Annotated in this window: 20 protein-coding genes; 17 read left to right on the top strand and 3 right to left on the bottom strand. The window is 43.6% G+C overall.

Going from position 1 to position 17,763, the window contains the following annotated elements:
- Positions 1 to 5: 5 nt before the first annotated feature.
- From K1M91_RS14325 to cysQ, 3 genes are read left to right on the top strand one after another with little or no spacing between them, the layout of a single operon-like run.
- Complete coding sequence (locus K1M91_RS14325) at positions 6 to 1,730, top strand: SLC13 family permease (protein WP_232802728.1); 1,725 nt, start codon at positions 6 to 8, stop codon at positions 1,728 to 1,730.
- A gap of 27 nt (positions 1,731 to 1,757) precedes the next feature.
- The gene (cysC, locus tag K1M91_RS14320) at positions 1,758 to 2,360 is read left to right on the top strand and encodes an adenylyl-sulfate kinase (protein WP_232802727.1); all 603 of its coding nucleotides are present in this window, start codon (positions 1,758 to 1,760) and stop codon (positions 2,358 to 2,360) included.
- Positions 2,341 to 3,102 carry a 3'(2'),5'-bisphosphate nucleotidase CysQ gene (cysQ, locus tag K1M91_RS14315; protein WP_232802726.1) on the top strand — a complete coding sequence of 254 codons (762 nt, stop codon included), beginning with the start codon at positions 2,341 to 2,343 and terminating at the stop codon, positions 3,100 to 3,102. Before cysC ends, cysQ begins: the two co-directional genes overlap by 20 nt.
- A 14-nt stretch (positions 3,103 to 3,116) precedes the next feature.
- Here the strand turns inward: cysQ and ppk2 are convergent, their stop codons facing one another.
- Positions 3,117 to 3,902: a polyphosphate kinase 2 gene (gene ppk2 / locus K1M91_RS14310; RefSeq protein ID WP_232802725.1), complete on the bottom strand. Its 786-nt coding sequence runs from the start codon at positions 3,900 to 3,902 to the stop codon at positions 3,117 to 3,119.
- Positions 3,903 to 4,031: 129 nt separating this feature from the next.
- Between ppk2 and K1M91_RS14305 the strand changes: the two genes are divergently transcribed.
- Complete coding sequence (locus tag K1M91_RS14305; protein ID WP_232802724.1) at positions 4,032 to 4,469, top strand: DUF4124 domain-containing protein; 438 nt, start codon at positions 4,032 to 4,034, stop codon at positions 4,467 to 4,469.
- A gap of 406 nt (positions 4,470 to 4,875) precedes the next feature.
- Here the strand turns inward: K1M91_RS14305 and K1M91_RS14300 are convergent, their stop codons facing one another.
- The gene (locus K1M91_RS14300) at positions 4,876 to 5,313 is read right to left on the bottom strand and encodes a CBS domain-containing protein (protein WP_232802723.1); all 438 of its coding nucleotides are present in this window, start codon (positions 5,311 to 5,313) and stop codon (positions 4,876 to 4,878) included.
- 229 nt (positions 5,314 to 5,542) lie between these two features.
- Here K1M91_RS14300 and K1M91_RS14295 point away from each other — a divergent pair, with 229 nt between their 5' ends.
- The 7 genes from K1M91_RS14295 to K1M91_RS14265 all read left to right on the top strand — a co-directional run bounded on the left by K1M91_RS14295 (position 5,543) and on the right by K1M91_RS14265 (position 12,841).
- Positions 5,543 to 6,769 carry a serine protease gene (locus tag K1M91_RS14295; protein WP_232802722.1) on the top strand — a complete coding sequence of 409 codons (1,227 nt, stop codon included), beginning with the start codon at positions 5,543 to 5,545 and terminating at the stop codon, positions 6,767 to 6,769.
- A 70-nt stretch (positions 6,770 to 6,839) separates the two neighbouring features.
- Positions 6,840 to 7,889 (top strand): tRNA preQ1(34) S-adenosylmethionine ribosyltransferase-isomerase QueA, encoded by a 1,050-nt coding sequence (queA, locus tag K1M91_RS14290; RefSeq protein WP_232802721.1) that lies wholly within the window; start codon positions 6,840 to 6,842, stop codon positions 7,887 to 7,889.
- 69 nt (positions 7,890 to 7,958) lie between these two features.
- Entirely contained in the window at positions 7,959 to 9,086 is a 1,128-nt protein-coding gene (gene tgt / locus K1M91_RS14285) for a tRNA guanosine(34) transglycosylase Tgt (protein ID WP_232802720.1), read from the top strand.
- A gap of 26 nt (positions 9,087 to 9,112) precedes the next feature.
- A complete protein-coding gene (yajC, locus tag K1M91_RS14280; RefSeq protein ID WP_232802719.1) occupies positions 9,113 to 9,448 on the top strand; it encodes a preprotein translocase subunit YajC in 336 nt (111 codons plus the stop codon).
- Positions 9,449 to 9,467: 19 nt separating this feature from the next.
- A complete protein-coding gene (gene secD, locus K1M91_RS14275) occupies positions 9,468 to 11,327 on the top strand; it encodes a protein translocase subunit SecD (RefSeq protein WP_232802718.1) in 1,860 nt (619 codons plus the stop codon).
- A gap of 15 nt (positions 11,328 to 11,342) precedes the next feature.
- The gene (secF, locus tag K1M91_RS14270; RefSeq protein WP_232802717.1) at positions 11,343 to 12,290 is read left to right on the top strand and encodes a protein translocase subunit SecF; all 948 of its coding nucleotides are present in this window, start codon (positions 11,343 to 11,345) and stop codon (positions 12,288 to 12,290) included.
- A 182-nt stretch (positions 12,291 to 12,472) separates the two neighbouring features.
- Complete coding sequence (locus tag K1M91_RS14265) at positions 12,473 to 12,841, top strand: rhodanese-like domain-containing protein (protein ID WP_232802716.1); 369 nt, start codon at positions 12,473 to 12,475, stop codon at positions 12,839 to 12,841.
- Positions 12,842 to 12,909: 68 nt separating this feature from the next.
- Here K1M91_RS14265 and suhB read toward each other — a convergent pair whose 3' ends face one another.
- Entirely contained in the window at positions 12,910 to 13,713 is an 804-nt protein-coding gene (gene suhB / locus K1M91_RS14260; protein ID WP_232802715.1) for an inositol-1-monophosphatase, read from the bottom strand.
- Positions 13,714 to 13,866: 153 nt separating this feature from the next.
- On the opposite strand from suhB, the gene trmJ reads away from it, so the two are divergent.
- From trmJ to hscB, 6 genes are all read left to right on the top strand, one after another.
- Positions 13,867 to 14,628: a tRNA (cytosine(32)/uridine(32)-2'-O)-methyltransferase TrmJ gene (gene trmJ, locus K1M91_RS14255; RefSeq protein WP_232802714.1), complete on the top strand. Its 762-nt coding sequence runs from the start codon at positions 13,867 to 13,869 to the stop codon at positions 14,626 to 14,628.
- Between the two features lie 79 nt (positions 14,629 to 14,707).
- Entirely contained in the window at positions 14,708 to 15,214 is a 507-nt protein-coding gene (gene iscR, locus K1M91_RS14250; protein WP_232802713.1) for a Fe-S cluster assembly transcriptional regulator IscR, read from the top strand.
- Positions 15,215 to 15,259: 45 nt separating this feature from the next.
- A complete protein-coding gene (locus K1M91_RS14245) occupies positions 15,260 to 16,474 on the top strand; it encodes an IscS subfamily cysteine desulfurase (protein WP_232802712.1) in 1,215 nt (404 codons plus the stop codon).
- Between the two features lie 39 nt (positions 16,475 to 16,513).
- A complete protein-coding gene (gene iscU, locus K1M91_RS14240) occupies positions 16,514 to 16,894 on the top strand; it encodes a Fe-S cluster assembly scaffold IscU (protein ID WP_232802711.1) in 381 nt (126 codons plus the stop codon).
- A gap of 18 nt (positions 16,895 to 16,912) precedes the next feature.
- The gene (gene iscA, locus K1M91_RS14235) at positions 16,913 to 17,236 is read left to right on the top strand and encodes an iron-sulfur cluster assembly protein IscA (protein ID WP_232802710.1); all 324 of its coding nucleotides are present in this window, start codon (positions 16,913 to 16,915) and stop codon (positions 17,234 to 17,236) included.
- A 9-nt stretch (positions 17,237 to 17,245) separates the two neighbouring features.
- On the top strand, positions 17,246 to 17,761 hold the full coding sequence (gene hscB, locus K1M91_RS14230) for a co-chaperone HscB (protein ID WP_232802709.1): 516 nt from the start codon (positions 17,246 to 17,248) through the stop codon (positions 17,759 to 17,761).
- Positions 17,762 to 17,763 lie beyond the last annotated feature (2 nt).

Genomic DNA, 17,763 nt, shown 5'->3' with positions numbered 1-17,763 from the left:
GGATAATGGCGCTAAACCAGATAGGGATATTAGGTGTTTTAGCTGTACTAATAACGTTACTGATAACGTCTAGGTTAAAGCCTGCTCTGTTGTTTGGCGCAGCCATTGTTTTGTGTTATTTGGCCGGCATGCTCGAGTTATCGAGCATGATGGCTAACTTCTCTAACAGCTCCTTGTTGGTGTTGGTATTGCTGATGATTATTTCAGCAGCCATTGAAAAGACACGCTTAATTTCTTGGATCAGCCAGCAAATTTCCTCTGGAAGTTTGCTACAGGTGCTATTCAAGCTCGGTATATCGACGGCATTTCTGTCGTCGTTTACCAATAATACTGCGGTGGTGGCATCCTTAATCGGTGCCATCAAACGCAACGGTAATCATGCTCCTTCACGCTTGCTCATTCCCCTTTCTTATTTTGCTATTTTTGGTGGCACATTAACCCTTATCGGTACATCGACAAACTTGATTGTAAATAGTTTTGTGGTTGACGCTGGCTTACCAAGCATCGGTTTTTTTGACTTTACTATCGTTGGCTTAGTGGCCTTTACTGTAGGGCTAGTAATGATCATGCTATTAAGCCCATCACTGCCAGATACCAAAGCAGAAGTAGTAGAAGAAGCGGATTATTTTCTTGAAGCGAAGGTGAATCCTGGTTCGCCCTTAATTGGTAAAACCATAACCGAAAACAATTTAAGAAATTTACAGCAACTTTATTTAGCGGAAATCATTCGTAAGGGTCAGCGTATTTGCCCAGTTTCGCCTGATGAAGCCCTGCAAGAAAGTGACATTTTATTATTTTGCGGCGCGGTACATAGTGTTGGAATATTGCAAGATATTCCTGGTTTAGACCTGTTTGCAGAAAATCAGCTCAAAGGCCAAAATTTAGTTGAGGTGATTGTTAGCCACAGCGCCGATATAAAAGGTAAAAGCATTAAAGAGTGCCACTTCCGTGAAGAATTTGACGCCGTAGTGGTGGCCATTCGCCGTGGTCACACACCACTACAAGGCGGCCTTGGTAATATTATTTTACGCGAAGGCGATACCTTAGTATTAGCGCCTGGACGCGACTTTTATAAGACGAAACGATTGAACCGTGAATTTGTTGTCGTCAGTGGTGTGGATGCCAGTACTCGTTTAGACAAGCTGCGCAGTGGCGGTGTGATGTTTGGCTTTGCAGCTGTGATTGCTTTGGCTGTGTTCGATGCCGTTCCTTTGCTCAAGGGATTATTAGTATTATTGATAGCCTGTTTATTGACAGGCACGATCACTTGGAACGAAGTTAAACGTCGCTTTCCATTTGAAATATGGGTTGTTGTAGGCTCAGCATTAACCTTAGCCCAGTTAATGACCAGCAGTGGTTTGGCAGACATGATGGGGAACTTCATGCATACCTATTTTGCCAACTGGGGGCTTATTGGCGCCTTGATTGCGGTGTATGTTTTCACTTGGTTGTTAACTGAAGTGATTACTAACAATGCCGCAGCAGCCTTGGCTTTCCCTATCGCATACAGTATTCCCGTTGGTTATGGGGTTGACCCCACCGCATTTATTATGGTGGTTATTTTTGCCGCTAGCTGTAGCTTTATTTCTCCTTATGGCTATCAAACCAACTTAATGGTCTATAGCGCAGGTAACTACCGTTTAAAAGATTACCTAAGAATTGGGATCCCTATTTCACTAGGGTATTCAATCACGGTTTTGTCGATGATCATTTGGTTATTCCCCTTTTAACACTTTTATTTATTAACAAGGACGCCCATGGCTGATGAAAACGTAGTGTGGCATGAACATGCCATTGATAAAAATACACGAAGCCAGCAAAAGAATCAGAAGGCTTGTGTATTGTGGTTTACTGGCCTAAGTGGTGCTGGTAAGTCGACGGTGGCTGGCGCAGTTGAACAACGTTTACATCAATTGGGCGTGCATACTTACTTACTTGATGGTGACAATGTGCGCCATGGCCTATGTGGCGACTTGGGTTTTTCTGATGATGATCGCAAAGAAAATATCCGCCGCGTGGGTGAAGTGGCTAAACTGATGGTGGATGCGGGCCTGATTGTGTTGACTGCATTTATTTCACCGCACCGCGCTGAGCGTCAAATGGTGCGAGGATTATTACCTGAAGGCGAGTTTGCTGAAGTTTATGTCGATGTGCCACTGGATATTTGTGAGCAGCGTGATCCGAAGGGATTGTATAAGAAGGCTCGTGCCGGAGAGATTACGAATTTTACCGGTATCGATTCTGTGTATGAAGCGCCGCAGAGTCCAGAAATTCAAGTAGAGAATGGCGAGCGTCCATTGTCTGAAGCAGTCGATCAAATCATTCAATATTTGGAGCAACATGGCTACATTAATCGATAAACCCATTGCTGATATTTGCAATATTGCACGTTTAGCAGGTGAGGCGATCCTTGAGATTTATCAGCGTGATTTTGAAGTGCAAACTAAGTCTGATGAGTCACCATTAACAGAAGCCGACTTGGCCGCACATAATGTAATTGTTAAAGGGCTTCAGGCGACGACACCTGATATCCCAATATTATCTGAAGAGGCGGCCGATATTAGCTGGCAAGAGCGCCAAACGTGGCAGACTTTTTGGTTAGTTGATCCCCTTGATGGCACCAAAGAGTTCATCAAAAAAAATGGTGAGTTCACGGTCAATATTGCGCTGATCCATAACAATAAGCCAGTGCTAGGTGTGGTATATGCGCCAGTATTAGATAAACTGTACTTTGCTGATGAAAATGGTTCGTTCTTAACGGAAAATGGCGCGACACGTCGCCTGAAAGTTGTAGCACCAGCAGTGGGTGAAACGGTTAAAATTGTCGGTAGCCGCTCGCATCCCAGTCCAGACTTAGCGGAATATTTAACTCGCTTTGAACACTACGAGATGGTACCTGTAGGCAGCTCGTTAAAGTTTTGCATGGTAGCAGAAGGTGTCGCTCACATTTATCCTCGTTTAGGGCCTACCATGAATTGGGATACAGGTGCAGGGCATTGTGTGGCAGAGCAAGCAGGGGCAACGGTGTGTCAACTTGATGGCAGTGCATTGCTTTATAATCATCAGGAATCCCTGTTAAACCCTTATTTTGAAGTAAAATAAGGGTTAGTCCGAATTTAAAATAATTCAGGCACAAAATTCTGACTGTCTAGAGGCGCGCGGAGATATTTCTCTTGCGCCTTTTTGTTTAATGGCGGTAAAACAATTTCTTTGGCGGGTAAAGCTTGATAATCAATTTGACTAAGCAAGTGGCTAATGCAATTGAGTCGCGCGCTTTTTTTGTTATCTGAATTGACTACCCACCATGGATTAGAAGTGGTGTCGGTATATGCAAACATTTCATCTTTAGCTTCTGAATAAGCAGCCCAGCGGCTACGCGATTCAAGATCCATGGGGCTAAATTTCCAACGTTTTAAGGGGTCATTAATACGATCCAGAAAACGCCTTTCTTGCTCCTCATCGGAAACTGAAAACCAGTACTTAATTAAAATAATGCCAGATTGTGTCAACATGCGTTCAAATTTAGGGCAAGAGTGCAGAAAATCGCGATATTGTTCCTCGTCGCAAAACCCCATGACTCTTTCTACGCCGGCTCGGTTATACCAGCTACGGTCAAATAGTACGATCTCTCCACCTGCTGGCAGATGTGCCACATAGCGTTGAAAATACCACTGACTTTTTTCTCGGTCATTTGGCGCGGGCAGGGCGGCAATGCGGCATACCCTAGGGTTAAGCTTTTCTGTAATGCGCTTGATTACTCCTCCTTTACCTGCAGCATCACGGCCTTCAAATAGCACTACTACCTTAAGCTGATGTTCGACTACCCATTGTTGCAGCATCACTAACTCAGTTTGTAGCTTGAGCAGCGTTCGTTCATATTTTTTCTTTGATGGTTTTTTCATCTCTCACCCTAGCGCTTTATAACTGACTGTTTAGTCTGATATTAACTATACTGTAAATATTTTTGTGCCTATATTTATACTAGTATAGGTAATGGCATCCAGTTGTTAGGCTAAGTAAGATAGGTGATTATGAGGGTTCTATTGCATCGTTTTTGGTGTTGTGCTTGTTTGTTAGCCTTGTTATCGAGTGAAATAGGCTCTGCTCAAACATTGTTTTCATGGATTGATGAAAAGGGCGTGATCCACTATACCGATAAGCCACCTGCGCCAGAGGTACGGTTAAATAAACGTTTTATGGAATTTGAGATCAGCTTAGAAACACAGCCCGTTACTGCAAATTCAACGAGACAGTCACAACAGGTCTATCAGCCCGTTGGCGAGTTAGATGATGTGTTTTCATTGCATCAAGATTTATCCCCTAGCTGTCGCTGGATCGCCAAGCGCATCGCTTTACTTGAAGCATTGATGGAACAGCAGGCGAGTGAATATGACAAGATCCTTAAGGTTGAGGTTTCAAAACGCCAACAAGATTGGCTTGAGCAGAGCTGTTTTTCAGCGTTTAAATAACAGGGTGGTAGTGCATTTGTAATAGCGGAGTCGTTAGAAACTAGATGAAACGGCTTAAGTGATTATTTTTAAGGTAAAAAAAACCCTGCTTGGTTAAGCAGGGTTAAAAAAACAAGGAATAGTTTAACAAGTATCGTCTACTCATTAGCATTAAGCGCTCACATCCTATGCCACTTAATGGAAAACTCATCTTACCTGCACTGCAATTCACTTCATGAGTGCCTGTATTGGCTTGCTAAGCAATACATCGATAAATGATATGGGCGCATGTTAATGTGATGAATCTCACAATGCAAGCCAAAAATGTAATTTAATCACTTATTAGCTGGCCATTTTATGCAATTAATAAGGTCGGATGAGCTAAGTTAGCCAAAAATCATGCTTTATAATGAAACTATATTACAAGTTAAACTTCATTAGGGGCGTGCAGTTCTTCGATTTCTAATAAGTTTATGGCCACTGCAACAAAATCGGTATCGGTGATGATACCTAAAAGTTTTTCCTTCCTGACTACCGGTAGACAACCAAATCTGTGCTGCTGGATATAAATGGCAGCGCTTTTAACACTGGCTTTTGGATCAACTGTGGTTAAATTTCTCGTCATAATTTGAGCAATGGTTATCTTAGTCCAAGGCGCATTGTCGCCTGTGTCCTTAATCACGCTTGATTGCTTCGCTGCGAGTAGATCTCGTTCCGAAATTAAACCCACCAGTTGCTCTGCTTCGTTGACTATGGGGATATGTCGTATGCGCTTATCAGCCATAAACTTGGCCGCGTCGCCAAGGGTATCTTGAGGGCTAAGGGTGTGTAAGCTCGTGCTCATGATATCGGCTACAGTAATCATAGTGAACCCTCCTATTACATTACTTTAAATCTAGTCAATGGCAGATATTTTGCTGTTGATCTTTATCATGTTTGCATAATTATTTGTTTTTAAATCATTACTCCTTTCAGTCTATGGATTGCTTGGTGCTATGGGCAATTGAATATTGACCTTTAAATTATGCTAGTGAGATACCGCTATTGCACTTTACGCCTAAGCTTAAACATAAGCAGGCAAAGGAGATAGGCTAATGCTTAAATGTTTAAGACATGGCGTGTTGATCCGAATAACGGCAGCGTTAACTATTAGCTTTTGTTTGGTTGGTGCTGGCGCAATAGCACCAAGAATCGTCGGTGGCCAAACCGTCACACAGCCTAACACTGGGATCGTCAGTTTGCAGGTATGGCGAGACGGTGTTTTGTATCACTTTTGCGGCGCTACCTTAATTTCTCCTCATTGGTTATTAACAGCGGCACACTGCGTCAACGCAGAATCTCAGGATGCTAATCGTGATGGCATTGAAGACTATCCCCTCGAAATATTTTACAGCGGTGTTAAGTTAAGTGACTCAGGTGATTACAGTCGACGCGCTAACATTGATCGGGTACTGATTCACCCGAACTTTAATGCCAGCCGCTTGAATGATGATATTGCCTTACTTTATGTGGCTGAGCCTATCAATAGCTTTATTACTGCCCTTGGAACAGGTAATTTGTCCCAGTTTAGTATTGGTAATACCTTGTTTGAAGCGCAAGGTTGGGGAGCCGATAACCAAGCGGGAAATCATTATCCGAATCAGCTCAAATCGGTTTTTTTACCCTATCAACCTTGTCCTTATGGCTATGTTTCGGATTCTGTATTCTGTGCGGGCGGTGAGGTATTACAAGATACTTGCTTTGGTGATTCAGGAGGTCCTGTATTAGCAGAAACTGATACAGGACGACAACAATTTGGCATTGTTAGTTTTGGCGCAGCCGACGCGTGTGGGCTAGCCGGGCTGCCAGCGGCGTTTACTTTTGTACCAGATTATTTGGAGTGGATTAATGCTCAGCGTCAAGGTCTGTTATTCAGTAATGCCCCTATTTTTACTGACGAACAGTTAGTGCATAAGGTATCAATATTTAACCCGACAAATGAGGCGCTCACTGTTACTCAAATCGTGCAAGAAGGCTCGACCGCGTTGGCATTGAATAACGAAGCTTGTCTCGGTCAAGTGTTGGCACCGGCGCAAAGTTGTGACTTGCTACTAACCCTAGCTGGTAGCCCAGATGATATTTATTTGGTTAGTATTTCCGCATACGCTTCAGACGGTTCGCTGGCGCGATTAGCTTTTAGCATTGCAGTTAATGCGGATAACACTATCGCTGAACAGCAAGGGCTGTCGGGCGGCGGGGGCTCTATAGGCTTTTTATGGCTTAGTTGGCTTGCTTTACTGACTCTTTATCGTCGAACTGTGCTATCAACTCGGCTTAACTGAGCTGAGAATACTTGATATTAAGCGGGCTGCAGCCTAGACTAGCGGCCTTCTTTTGTGATGGTATGCAGTAATGAAAGTAGCCGATTTTTCTTTTGAACTCCCTCCTGAGTTAATAGCGCGATATCCTAATCCAGAGCGCAGTTCTAGCAGATTATTAGCTTTAGACGGGAATACAGGTGTCGTAGCGCATAAAAACTTCACCGATATTGTGGATTTACTGTCTGCTGGCGATCTATTAGTGTTTAACGATACCCGCGTGATCCCCGCGCGGATGTTTGGCCAAAAAGAGTCTGGTGGAAAATTGGAAGTATTGGTTGAACGTGTGCTTGACGACAAACGCTTTCTTGCCCATGTTCGCTGTTCAAAGTCGCCAAAGCCCGGTAACAAACTACTGCTTGAAGGCACCGTCAATGCAACGATGCTGCAACGTCATGATGCGCTGTTTGAGATTGAAATTAATGACGAGCGTAATGTACTGGAAGTATTGGAAAGTATCGGCCATATGCCGCTACCACCCTATATCGACCGTCCTGACGAAGACTCCGATAAAGAGCGTTACCAAACGGTTTATAACAAAAAACCAGGCGCTGTCGCCGCGCCCACTGCAGGTTTGCACTTTGATGATAAGTTACTGCAAACCTTGAAAGACAAAGGTGTTGATCAAGCTTTTGTTACCTTACATGTTGGCGCAGGTACGTTTCAGCCAGTGAAGGTTGACAATGTGCTTGAGCACAAAATGCATTCGGAATATGCGGAAGTGCCAGCCGAAGTGGTGGAAAAAATCATCGCCACTAAAGCACGTGGTGGCCGTGTGATTGCTGTGGGCACTACATCGGTTCGCTCTCTTGAAAGTGCTGCACAAGCCACTCTTGCTCAAGGGAAACCTCTTGCGCCATTTTTCGACGACACGCAAATTTTTATTTACCCCGGTTATGAATTTCAATTAGTGGACGCCATGATCACTAATTTTCATCTACCTGAGTCTACTTTGATCATGTTGGTGTCTGCATTTGCTGGGTTTGATAACATCATGCCTGCTTACGCCACGGCAATTGAACAGAAGTATCGCTTCTTTAGCTATGGTGATGCCATGTTTTTAACCCGTAAAACCCTAAAATAATCGAGAGCTCACTCTCTCTTAACTAACCAAATTTCAATCGGACTGTTTTTCTGATTTGAAGAGGTAATAATGAAATACGAACTATTAAACACTGACGGCCGCGCTCGTCGAGGTCGTCTGGTTTTTGAACGAGGCACGGTAGAAACCCCCGCATTTATGCCTGTTGGTACTTATGGCACTGTAAAAGGGATGACCCCAGAAGAAGTGGCGGCAACAGGCGCACAAATTTTATTAGGTAACACCTTTCATTTATGGTTACGTCCAGGCCAAGCGGTAATGCGTAAACATGGCGATCTGCACGACTTTATGAATTGGCAGGGGCCTATATTGACGGATTCAGGCGGTTTCCAAGTATTTAGCTTAGGCGACATTCGTAAAATCACTGAAGAGGGGGTGCATTTTCGCAATCCAGTTAATGGTGAAAAAATCTTCCTAAGCCCTGAAGGCTCAATGGATATTCAATACGATCTCGGCTCAGACATCGTGATGATATTTGATGAATGCACGCCGTATCCGGCCACGGAAGCAGAAGCGGAAAAGTCGATGCAGCTGTCATTGCGCTGGGCTAAACGTAGCCGCGAGCAATTTGACGTGAAACAAAACCCCAATGCGTTATTTGGCATTATTCAAGGTGGCGTGTATGAGCATTTACGTGACGTTTCTCTAGATGGCCTAACTAACATTGGCTTTGATGGCTATGCGATTGGTGGTCTTGCGGTAGGTGAGCCAAAAGAAGACATGCACCGCATTCTTGAGCACATTGCGCCGAAGATTCCTGCTGACAAACCACGTTACTTAATGGGTGTAGGCAAACCTGAAGACTTGGTAGAAGGGGTTCGCCGCGGCGTTGATATGTTTGATTGCGTGATGCCAACGAGAAATGCGCGTAACGGACATTTGTTTACCAGTGAGGGTGTGGTAAAAATCCGCAACGCTAAGCATCGCGAAGATATCAACACATTAGATAAAGAATGTGACTGTTACACTTGTAAAAACTATTCTCGTGCATATTTATATCATTTAGATAAGTGTAATGAGATCCTTGGTGCACGGTTAAATACTATTCATAACCTGCGTTATTACCAACGTTTAATGGAAGGTTTGCGCAACGCCATTGAGCAAGGTAAATTAGACGAGTTTGTGATTGAATTTTACGGGAAGATTGGTAAGCCGGTCCCCCCTTTAGAAGAAAAATAATTTTTAAATAAGAACGAGGAATAAAAATGAGCTTTTTGATTTCAAATGCCTATGCAGCTCCAGCCGCCGGTGCCGAGGGTGGTGGCATGTCGATGATTTTTATGTTGGTGGTATTTGCTGCCATTTTCTACTTCATGATCTTTCGCCCGCAAAACAAACGTGTAAAAGAGCATAAAAACTTGATGTCGTCACTGTCAAAAGGAGATGAAGTGTTGACGCAAGGTGGTTTGGTTGGTCGTATTGTGAAAGTATCAGATGAAAATGATTACATCACAATTGAGTTAAACGAGAACAATCAAGTTGTTATTAAAAGAGACTTTGTTAGTGCTATCTTGCCTAAAGGTACGCTGAAATCTCTATAAGTCTACAAGGACGTTTATAGTGTTAAACAAATATCCGTTGTGGAAGTACATTATGGTGATCTGTGTGATCACCATAGGTTTACTTTATGCAACTCCCAACCTTTACGGTGAGGATCCTGCCGTACAAGTATCGGGCAAACGTGGCGCAGAAGTTGAACTGAGCACCGTGGGCCAAATTAACGATGCACTCTCTCAAGCTAATATCGCGGTAAAAAGCGCTGCTCTTGAAGAAGGCAAATTTTTAGTTCGCTTAGTCAATCGTGATGACCAGTTAAAAGCAAAAGAGCTTATCTCTGAGCTATTAGGTGCTCAATTCACTACTGCATTAAACTTAGCGCCAGCCACGCCAGCTTGGCTAGAAGCGCTTGGCGCTGGCCCGCTTAAATTAGGTTTAGATTTACGTGGTGGCGTTCACTTCTTAATGGAAGTGGACATGGATGCCGCTATTGCTAAAGCTAAAGAACAAATGGTCAGTGATTTTCGCTCTGAGTTACGTGAAGAGAAAATCCGCTATCGCGGTGTGCGTGAAGATGCACAAAATAATGGGGTGATCTTGCGTTTTGCCGATGAAGCAACACGTGGTGAGGCGGAGACTTTCTTAAAGCCTAAATACCCAGGTTTTGTGTTTGAAGATGATGAAAGTGAAGGCGTTTACTTATTAAAAGTTTCAATGAGTGAAGATAAGCTTAAAGAAACCAAGAATTACGCCCTTGAGCAAAACATTACCATCATACGTAACCGTGTCAACCAACTGGGCGTTGCTGAGCCGCAAGTACAGCGTCAAGGCTCTGATCGTATCGTTGTTGAGTTACCAGGGGTGCAAGACACGGCACAAGCGAAAGAAATTCTTGGCGCAACTGCGATGCTCGAGTTTCGTTTAGTTGATGATAAAACCGATGTTCGTGATGCCGTTGCGGGTCGTTTACCATCAACATCTCAGGTTTATAAGAACCGTGATGGTCAACCTTATGTATTACAAAAGCAAATTATGCTGACCGGTGATCATATTGTTGGTGCTCGCTCGAGCATGGATGAATACAGCCGTCCTCAAGTTAATATTGATTTGGACTCACAAGGCGGCTCAAAAATGTCGCGTGTGACCAAAAATAATATCAACAAGCCAATGGCAACTTTGTTTATTGAATGGTTACCAACGGGTAAAGAGGACGAAAACGGCAAGCGTAAGCTGGTTAAACACGAAGAGATTATCAACGTCGCAACCATTCAAGCGCAACTAGGCCGAAGCTTTCGTATTACTGGTATTGATAACCCTGCTGAAGCACATAACTTAGCATTACTATTGCGTGCGGGTGCCTTGATTGCGCCAATTCAAATTGTTGAAGAGCGTACTATTGGGCCAAGTATGGGTCAGCAAAATATCGATAACGGTATGGCGGCGATGATGTACGGTATGGCTGCTGTGGTTATTTTTATGGCAATTTACTACCGCGCATTTGGCTTAGTGGCGAATGTGGCGCTGTTGGTCAACATAGTGATGATTGTCGGCATCATGTCGATGGTGCCGGGCGCAACATTAACCTTACCAGGTATTGCAGGTATTGTATTGACTGTTGGTATGGCAGTGGACGCGAACGTACTGATATTCGAGCGTATTCGGGAAGAATTGCTGGATGGTAAGAGTGTGCAGAAAGCCATTAACGAAGGTTATGGTAATGCGTTTTCAACCATTGCAGATGCCAATATTACGACCTTGATTACAGCATTTATCTTATTTGCGGTTGGTACCGGTCCAGTTAAAGGCTTTGCTGTTACCTTGATGATCGGTATTGCGACTTCAATGTTTACCTCTATTGTCGGTACTCGCGCTATCGTTAACCTGCTTTGGGGCGGTAAACGTCTGAAGAAGCTATCGATTTAACAGGAAGTATCAATTATGTTTCAAATATTAAAACCAGGCGATACGATCCGCTTCATGCGATATGCTAAACCAGCGTCATTTCTGTCGTTGTTTTTAGTCATGCTTGCAATCGGCATTATCTCAGTTAAAGGATTTAACTGGGGCTTGGACTTTACTGGCGGTACGTTGATTGAAGTGGGTTTTGAACAGCCCGCGGATTTAGATCAAGTACGTGATGTGCTAACTGATAATGGCTTCCCAGGCGCCATTGTGCAGCATTTTGGTAGTACCAAAGAGGTGATGGCGAGGGTTGCTCCACTTGAAGGTGTAAAAGGTGAAGTAATCGGTCAGCAAATTCTGGCTGCACTGAAGACCAACATAGATCAAGGCGTAGAAATGCGTCGTATTGAGTTTGTTGGCCCAAATGTCGGAGCTGAGCTAGCGGAAAATGGTGGTCTTGCGATTATTGTCGCGTTAGCGTGTATCTTGCTTTATGTGAGCATGCGCTTTGAGTGGCGTTTAGCACTGGGCTCGGTAGCAGCTCTAGGCCATGACGTTATTTTAACACTTGGTGTTTTTTCACTGTTTCAATTAGAGTTTGATTTAACAGTGTTAGCTGCGGTGTTAGCGGTAGTGGGTTACTCACTCAACGATACCATTGTTGTATTTGACCGTATTCGTGAGAACTTTCGCCGTGTGCGTAAGGGTGGGCCAAAAGAGATTGTGGATATTTCGCTGACACAAACCCTTAGTCGTACCTTAATTACATCGGGCACTACATTATTCGTATTGATTGCCTTGTTCTTAAAAGGTGGCGCGATGATCCATGGTTTTGCTACGGCATTACTAGTGGGTATCTTTGTCGGTACTTATTCATCGGTTTACGTTGCTAGTGCTCTAGCCATTGCTTTGGGGATTTCCCGTGAGCATATGATCCCCGTTGAAATTGAAAAAGAAGGTGCTGATCAAGAGCCAGTGGTTTAGGTCAATAAGTATCAGTTTCTGACAAAACCCGCTGCGGCGGGTTTTTTTATTATGACTATTCGGGGTAATATTTGGATAGACATACGATGCTCATTATCGTTATTTTGCTTAACTGCTAACTTAAGTTAGCCACCCATACGCAACACATTACCGTTGTTTGGAACATTTTAATAAGGACTTTTATGCAGCACAGCACACGATTTTTAACGTTAGTGGATCAAGCTCGCGCGCAAATTCAAGAAACAGACATCCCGACCGTTAAGGCTTGGCTAGATGCCGGTAAGGAATTTGTGCTGATTGATAATCGAGAAGAAAGTGAATGGGCCAAAGGGCATATTCCCGGCGCAATTTATTTAGGACGCGGGATATTAGAGCGCGATATTGAGCAACGTTGTCCTGATTTAGCAACAGAGATAGTTGTTTATTGCGGCGGCGGCTATCGTTCTGCTTTGTCGGTCGAAAACTTGCAGAAAATGGGCTATACCAAGGTGATTAGTATGGATGGTGGTTTTCGTGGTTGGAAAGAAGCGGGCCATGAGATAGCTGAGTAAGTGTAATAGCGACAGGCATAAAAAAAGGCGCTATTGCGCCTTTTTGTTATCATCTGCAATATAAATAATTAACGGCTGATTGATTCTGTCAAATGTGGGCGAATTTTACCTAACATTTGTTTTACTACCTTAGGGCTACCTGCTACTAGGTTACCTGATTTAAGATATTCATGGTTACCAGCAAAGTCAGTCACAATCGCACCAGCCTCTTTAGCAATCAGTTCACCTGCTGCGAAATCCCAAGGCTTAAGGCCAAGCTCCCAGAAACCGTCATAACGGCCAGCGGCCACATAAGCGAGATCTAGCGCTGCAGAGCCAGCACGACGCATATCCGCGACTTCAGTGAATAAATCAGCAAAAATAGCCATGTACGACTCACTGTGATGTTTTTGCTTAAATGGGAAGCCTGTCGCGAGCAAAGTGCCCTTAAGGTCTTTTGCGTTAGTCGTACGGATACGATAACCATTTAATTGTGCGCCTGAGCCTCGAGTGGCTGCGAATAACTCGTTATTGATAGGGTCGAAAACAACACCTTGCTCAGTTTTACCTTTTACACGAAGGGCAATAGACACGGCAAAGTGTGGGATACCACGAACAAAATTAGAAGTGCCATCTAGTGGATCGATAACCCATTGGTAGTCAGTTTCGCTACCAGCTAGCTCGCCGCTTTCTTCTGCCACAATGCAGTGGTCAGGATACGATTTGCGAATGGTATTGATAATTGCTAACTCAGCCTCTTTATCAACATTGGTTACAAAATCGTTTGAACCTTTTTGTTCTACTTCAACTTTTTCAAGTTGTTCATAAGCTTTAGCAATTACATTACCTGCGTTACGTGCTGCACGTACCGCGATATTTAGCATAGGATGCATATCGGATTCACCACTAGATGTTAAAGAACGTTGTATAAAATTACGGCGGCGGATCTTATCAATACCATCGTGGATAGTAAAGTAATAAAAGGCGTTTTTTACGCGCTTTGCTGTGGTAGAATCCGCATTTTTAAATAGTAGTAGAGTGGTCTCATGTTGGAAAATGTACGGATCGTGCTGATAGGCACATCTCACCCTGGTAATATTGGCAGTGCGGCGCGTGCAATGAAAACCATGGGGATCCACGACTTAGTATTAGTGACGCCGGATTGTGAAGTAGATAGCCATGCTATCGCACTTTCTGCTGGTGCATCAGATGTGGTCAAAAATATTACGACCTATGGTAATTTAGAAGAGGCAATCGCTGACTGTCAACTTGTGGTTGGCGCGAGCGCTCGGTCTCGCACGTTAAATTGGCCGATGTTTGGGCCACGTGAGATGGCTGAAAAAGTGGTACAAGAAGGCAAGGACAAAAAAGTAGCGATGGTGTTTGGCCGTGAGCGCACGGGCTTAACCAATGATGAACTGCAACGTTGTCATTTTCACGTAAATATCCCCGCTAATCCTGACTATTCATCCCTAAATTTAGCGATGGCAGTGCAAACCTTATGTTATGAAGTGCGTATGACATTTTTAGCCCAAGAAAGCTGGCCAAAGCAAGAGCAAGAGTACCCCCTTAGCGCGGATCTTGAACGGTTTTATCAGCACTTAGAAAGCACCTTAGCCAAGGTTGAATTTATTGTGCCATCGCATCCCGGTCAAGTGATGAACAAGTTACGACGTTTCTTTAATCGTGCTCGCCCAGAAGTACAAGAGTTGAATATTTTACGCGGTATGTTGACCTCGATTGATAAAGCAGTCCAGGGCATCAGAAGACCAGAAAAACGGGTAAAAGGCGAACCAAAGAATACCTGAGTATTTTAGTCGGTTTTATACTTGACTAATTTAGTCGGTTATTTGATAATGCATCTTAAGTTTACAACAGAGATGCGCAATGAGACTGACTTCTAAAGGCCGCTACGCCGTAACCGCAATGCTAGATGTAGCGCTACACACAGGAAAAGGCCCAGTGCCATTAGCTGAAATTTCTGAGCGACAAGGTATCTCTTTGTCTTATTTAGAGCAGTTGTTTTCTAAGTTAAGAAAAGAAGGCCTTGTTTCGAGTGTGAGAGGCCCAGGTGGCGGTTATTTGCTCGGCAAAGAGGGTGACAAAATTTCTATCGGTATGATTATCGATGCCGTAAATGAGTCAGTTGATGCCAGAAAATGCATGGGCACAGGAACTTGCCAAGATGGTGTTCAGTGTCTTACCCATTCCCTTTGGAATCAGCTCAGTAATCGGATCAGTGATTTTCTTAACGGCATTAGTTTGGCTGAACTTGTCAATAATGCAGAAGTAAGACAGATTGCCGTTGCGCAAGACAATAAAATGAAATCAGCCAGCACTGAAAGTAAGCTGGTTAACAAATTAGAACAGTTGGAAGTGAATTTTCGCTTATAGCAATGTGCAGCACTAAATGACAGACGTGCTTATATGGAGAACAAAATGAAGTTGCCAATTTATCTTGATTATTCTGCGACAACCCCAGTAGATCCTCGGGTCGCTGAAAAGATGATGCAATACCTAACCTTAGATGGCAATTTTGGTAATCCTGCCTCGCGCTCTCACCGTTTTGGTTGGCAGGCTGAAGAAGCGGTAGATATCGCCCGTAATGATATTGCCGATCTTGTGAATGCTGATCCTCGTGAAATAGTGTTTACCTCTGGCGCAACCGAAGCAAACAACCTTGCTATTAAAGGTATTGCTGAATTCTACGGCAAAAAAGGCAAGCATATCATCACCTCCAAAACTGAGCATAAAGCGGTGTTAGACCCTTGTCGTCAGTTAGAACGTGACGGTTTTGAAGTGACTTATTTAGAGCCAGATAGCGACGGTATTATTAGCGTTGAACAAGTGAAAGCAGCGCTGCGAGATGACACGATTTTAGTGAGCATCATGCATGTTAATAACGAAATTGGCGTGATCCAAGATATTGCTGCAATCGGTGAGTTATGTCGTGCCAACAAAATTTATTTCCACGTTGATGCCGTGCAAAGTGTTGGAAAGTTACCGATTGATTTACAAGAATTAAAAGTCGATTTAATGTCATTTTCTGCACATAAAATTTATGGCCCTAAAGGCATTGGTGCTTTGTATGTACGTCGTAAACCACGTATACGCTTAGAAGCACAAATGCACGGTGGTGGTCATGAGCGTGGTATGCGCAGTGGTACATTGCCTACTCACCAGATTGTGGGTATGGGTGAAGCTTTTCGTATCGCAAAATTAGAAATGGCTGAAGAGTCTGCTCGTATTCTGGCTTTGCGAGAACGGCTATGGAACGGCGTTAAAGATATGGAAGAAGTGTATCTTAACGGGTCTATGGAGCATCGTATTGCCGGTAACCTAAATGTGAGCTTTAACTACGTTGAAGGCGAATCACTGGTAATGGCATTGAAAGATTTGGCCGTTTCATCAGGCAGTGCTTGTACTTCTGCAAGCCTTGAGCCTTCTTATGTGCTGCGCGCCCTTGGTCGTGATGATGAATTAGCCCATAGCTCAATCCGCTTCAGTTTAGGCCGTTTCACAACTGCTGAAGAAATTGACTACGCAATTGAAATTATAAATAAAAATATAGGCCGTCTACGTGAAATGTCACCACTTTGGGACATGTTCAAAGAAGGTATTGATTTGAGCAAAGTTGAATGGGCTCATCATTAATTTCACGTTAACACCATTAAAGCACTGGAGTAATATATTATGGCTTACAGCGAAAAAGTAATTGATCACTACGAGAACCCACGTAACGTTGGTTCTTTTGCAAAAGACGACCCAACGGTTGCAACTGGTTTAGTTGGCGCGCCAGCGTGTGGCGATGTAATGAAGCTACAGTTGAAAATTAGTGATACCGGTATTATTGAAGATGCAAAATTTAAAACGTATGGCTGTGGTAGCGCGATTGCCTCAAGCTCACTGATTACAGAGTGGGTGAAAGGTAAATCACTTGAAGAAGCTGCAGCAATAAAAAATACCGATATTTCAGCTGAACTTGCGCTGCCACCTGTTAAAATCCACTGCTCAATTCTTGCAGAAGATGCAATTAAAGCAGCAATTGAAGATTATAAAAGCAAAAAAGCGTAATTAAAGCGAGGCAGTAACATGGCAGTAACGATGACACCACCGGCAGAAGCACGCGTTCGTGACTTTTTGGCCAATCGAGGTAAAGGATTAGGACTTCGCCTAGGGGTGAAAACCTCTGGATGTTCTGGACTTGCCTATGTATTGGAGTTTGTTGATGAACTTAATCCCGATGATGAAGTTTTTGAGCAAAATGGGGTGAATGTCATCGTTGATGCTAAAAGCTTGGCTTTTTTAGACGGCACTCAATTGGATTTTGTTAAAGAAGGCTTAAATGAAGGCTTTGAATTTAACAACCCTAATGTAGACGGTGAGTGTGGTTGTGGCGAGAGTTTCAGTGTATAAGGGCTGCATGTGAATTATTTTGAGTTATTTGGTTTAGCCCCAGACTATGCTGTTGATACTCACTCCCTCGCAGTAACTTATCGGGAATTGCAGAAGCAATTCCATCCCGATAGGTTTGCAACTGCGGCTAAAGGAGAGCGCTTAGTTGCGCTGCAAAAAGCGTCTGAAATCAATGATGCTTATCAAACATTAAAATCCCCTCTGCGTCGTGCTGAGTATTTATTAAGTCTTGCCGGGATCGAATTAAAAGCGGAGCAGCAAACGCTACGCGACCCTGGCTTTTTAATGCAGCAAATGGAATGGCGAGAGCAGCTTGAAGACATTGCGCAAAGTAATCAAACAGAAGCGGATATCGCTGAATTTGAACAGGCTTTGAAGTGCAGTCAACAGCAGTTACAAACCGAGCTTGAAGCGCAACTCACCGCACAGACCTATGAAGCCGCAGCTGTCTCAGTACGAAAATTAAAATTCATGTTCAAGTTACAAGATGAACTTGAACGTTTAGAAGAATCCCTCCTGGAATAAAT

The sequence above is a fragment of the Motilimonas sp. E26 genome, from assembly GCF_021278025.1.
Classification (GTDB): domain Bacteria; phylum Pseudomonadota; class Gammaproteobacteria; order Enterobacterales; family CBDFNC01; genus Motilimonas.
The sequence above is the reverse complement of the archived record's forward strand: the minus strand, read 5'-3'. Positions and strand labels throughout refer to the sequence as shown.

Coding starts and splice junctions, on each gene's coding strand:
- K1M91_RS14325 (WP_232802728.1), top strand. CDS start 6: ATGGCGCTAAACCAGATAGGGATATTAGGTGTTTTAGCTGTACTAATA.
- cysC (WP_232802727.1), top strand. CDS start 1,758: ATGGCTGATGAAAACGTAGTGTGGCATGAACATGCCATTGATAAAAAT.
- cysQ (WP_232802726.1), top strand. CDS start 2,341: ATGGCTACATTAATCGATAAACCCATTGCTGATATTTGCAATATTGCA.
- ppk2 (WP_232802725.1), bottom strand. CDS start 3,902: ATGAAAAAACCATCAAAGAAAAAATATGAACGAACGCTGCTCAAGCTA.
- K1M91_RS14305 (WP_232802724.1), top strand. CDS start 4,032: ATGAGGGTTCTATTGCATCGTTTTTGGTGTTGTGCTTGTTTGTTAGCC.
- K1M91_RS14300 (WP_232802723.1), bottom strand. CDS start 5,313: ATGATTACTGTAGCCGATATCATGAGCACGAGCTTACACACCCTTAGC.
- K1M91_RS14295 (WP_232802722.1), top strand. CDS start 5,543: ATGCTTAAATGTTTAAGACATGGCGTGTTGATCCGAATAACGGCAGCG.
- queA (WP_232802721.1), top strand. CDS start 6,840: ATGAAAGTAGCCGATTTTTCTTTTGAACTCCCTCCTGAGTTAATAGCG.
- tgt (WP_232802720.1), top strand. CDS start 7,959: ATGAAATACGAACTATTAAACACTGACGGCCGCGCTCGTCGAGGTCGT.
- yajC (WP_232802719.1), top strand. CDS start 9,113: ATGAGCTTTTTGATTTCAAATGCCTATGCAGCTCCAGCCGCCGGTGCC.
- secF (WP_232802717.1), top strand. CDS start 11,343: ATGTTTCAAATATTAAAACCAGGCGATACGATCCGCTTCATGCGATAT.
- K1M91_RS14265 (WP_232802716.1), top strand. CDS start 12,473: ATGCAGCACAGCACACGATTTTTAACGTTAGTGGATCAAGCTCGCGCG.
- suhB (WP_232802715.1), bottom strand. CDS start 13,713: ATGCATCCTATGCTAAATATCGCGGTACGTGCAGCACGTAACGCAGGT.
- trmJ (WP_232802714.1), top strand. CDS start 13,867: ATGTTGGAAAATGTACGGATCGTGCTGATAGGCACATCTCACCCTGGT.
- iscR (WP_232802713.1), top strand. CDS start 14,708: ATGAGACTGACTTCTAAAGGCCGCTACGCCGTAACCGCAATGCTAGAT.
- K1M91_RS14245 (WP_232802712.1), top strand. CDS start 15,260: ATGAAGTTGCCAATTTATCTTGATTATTCTGCGACAACCCCAGTAGAT.
- iscU (WP_232802711.1), top strand. CDS start 16,514: ATGGCTTACAGCGAAAAAGTAATTGATCACTACGAGAACCCACGTAAC.
- iscA (WP_232802710.1), top strand. CDS start 16,913: ATGGCAGTAACGATGACACCACCGGCAGAAGCACGCGTTCGTGACTTT.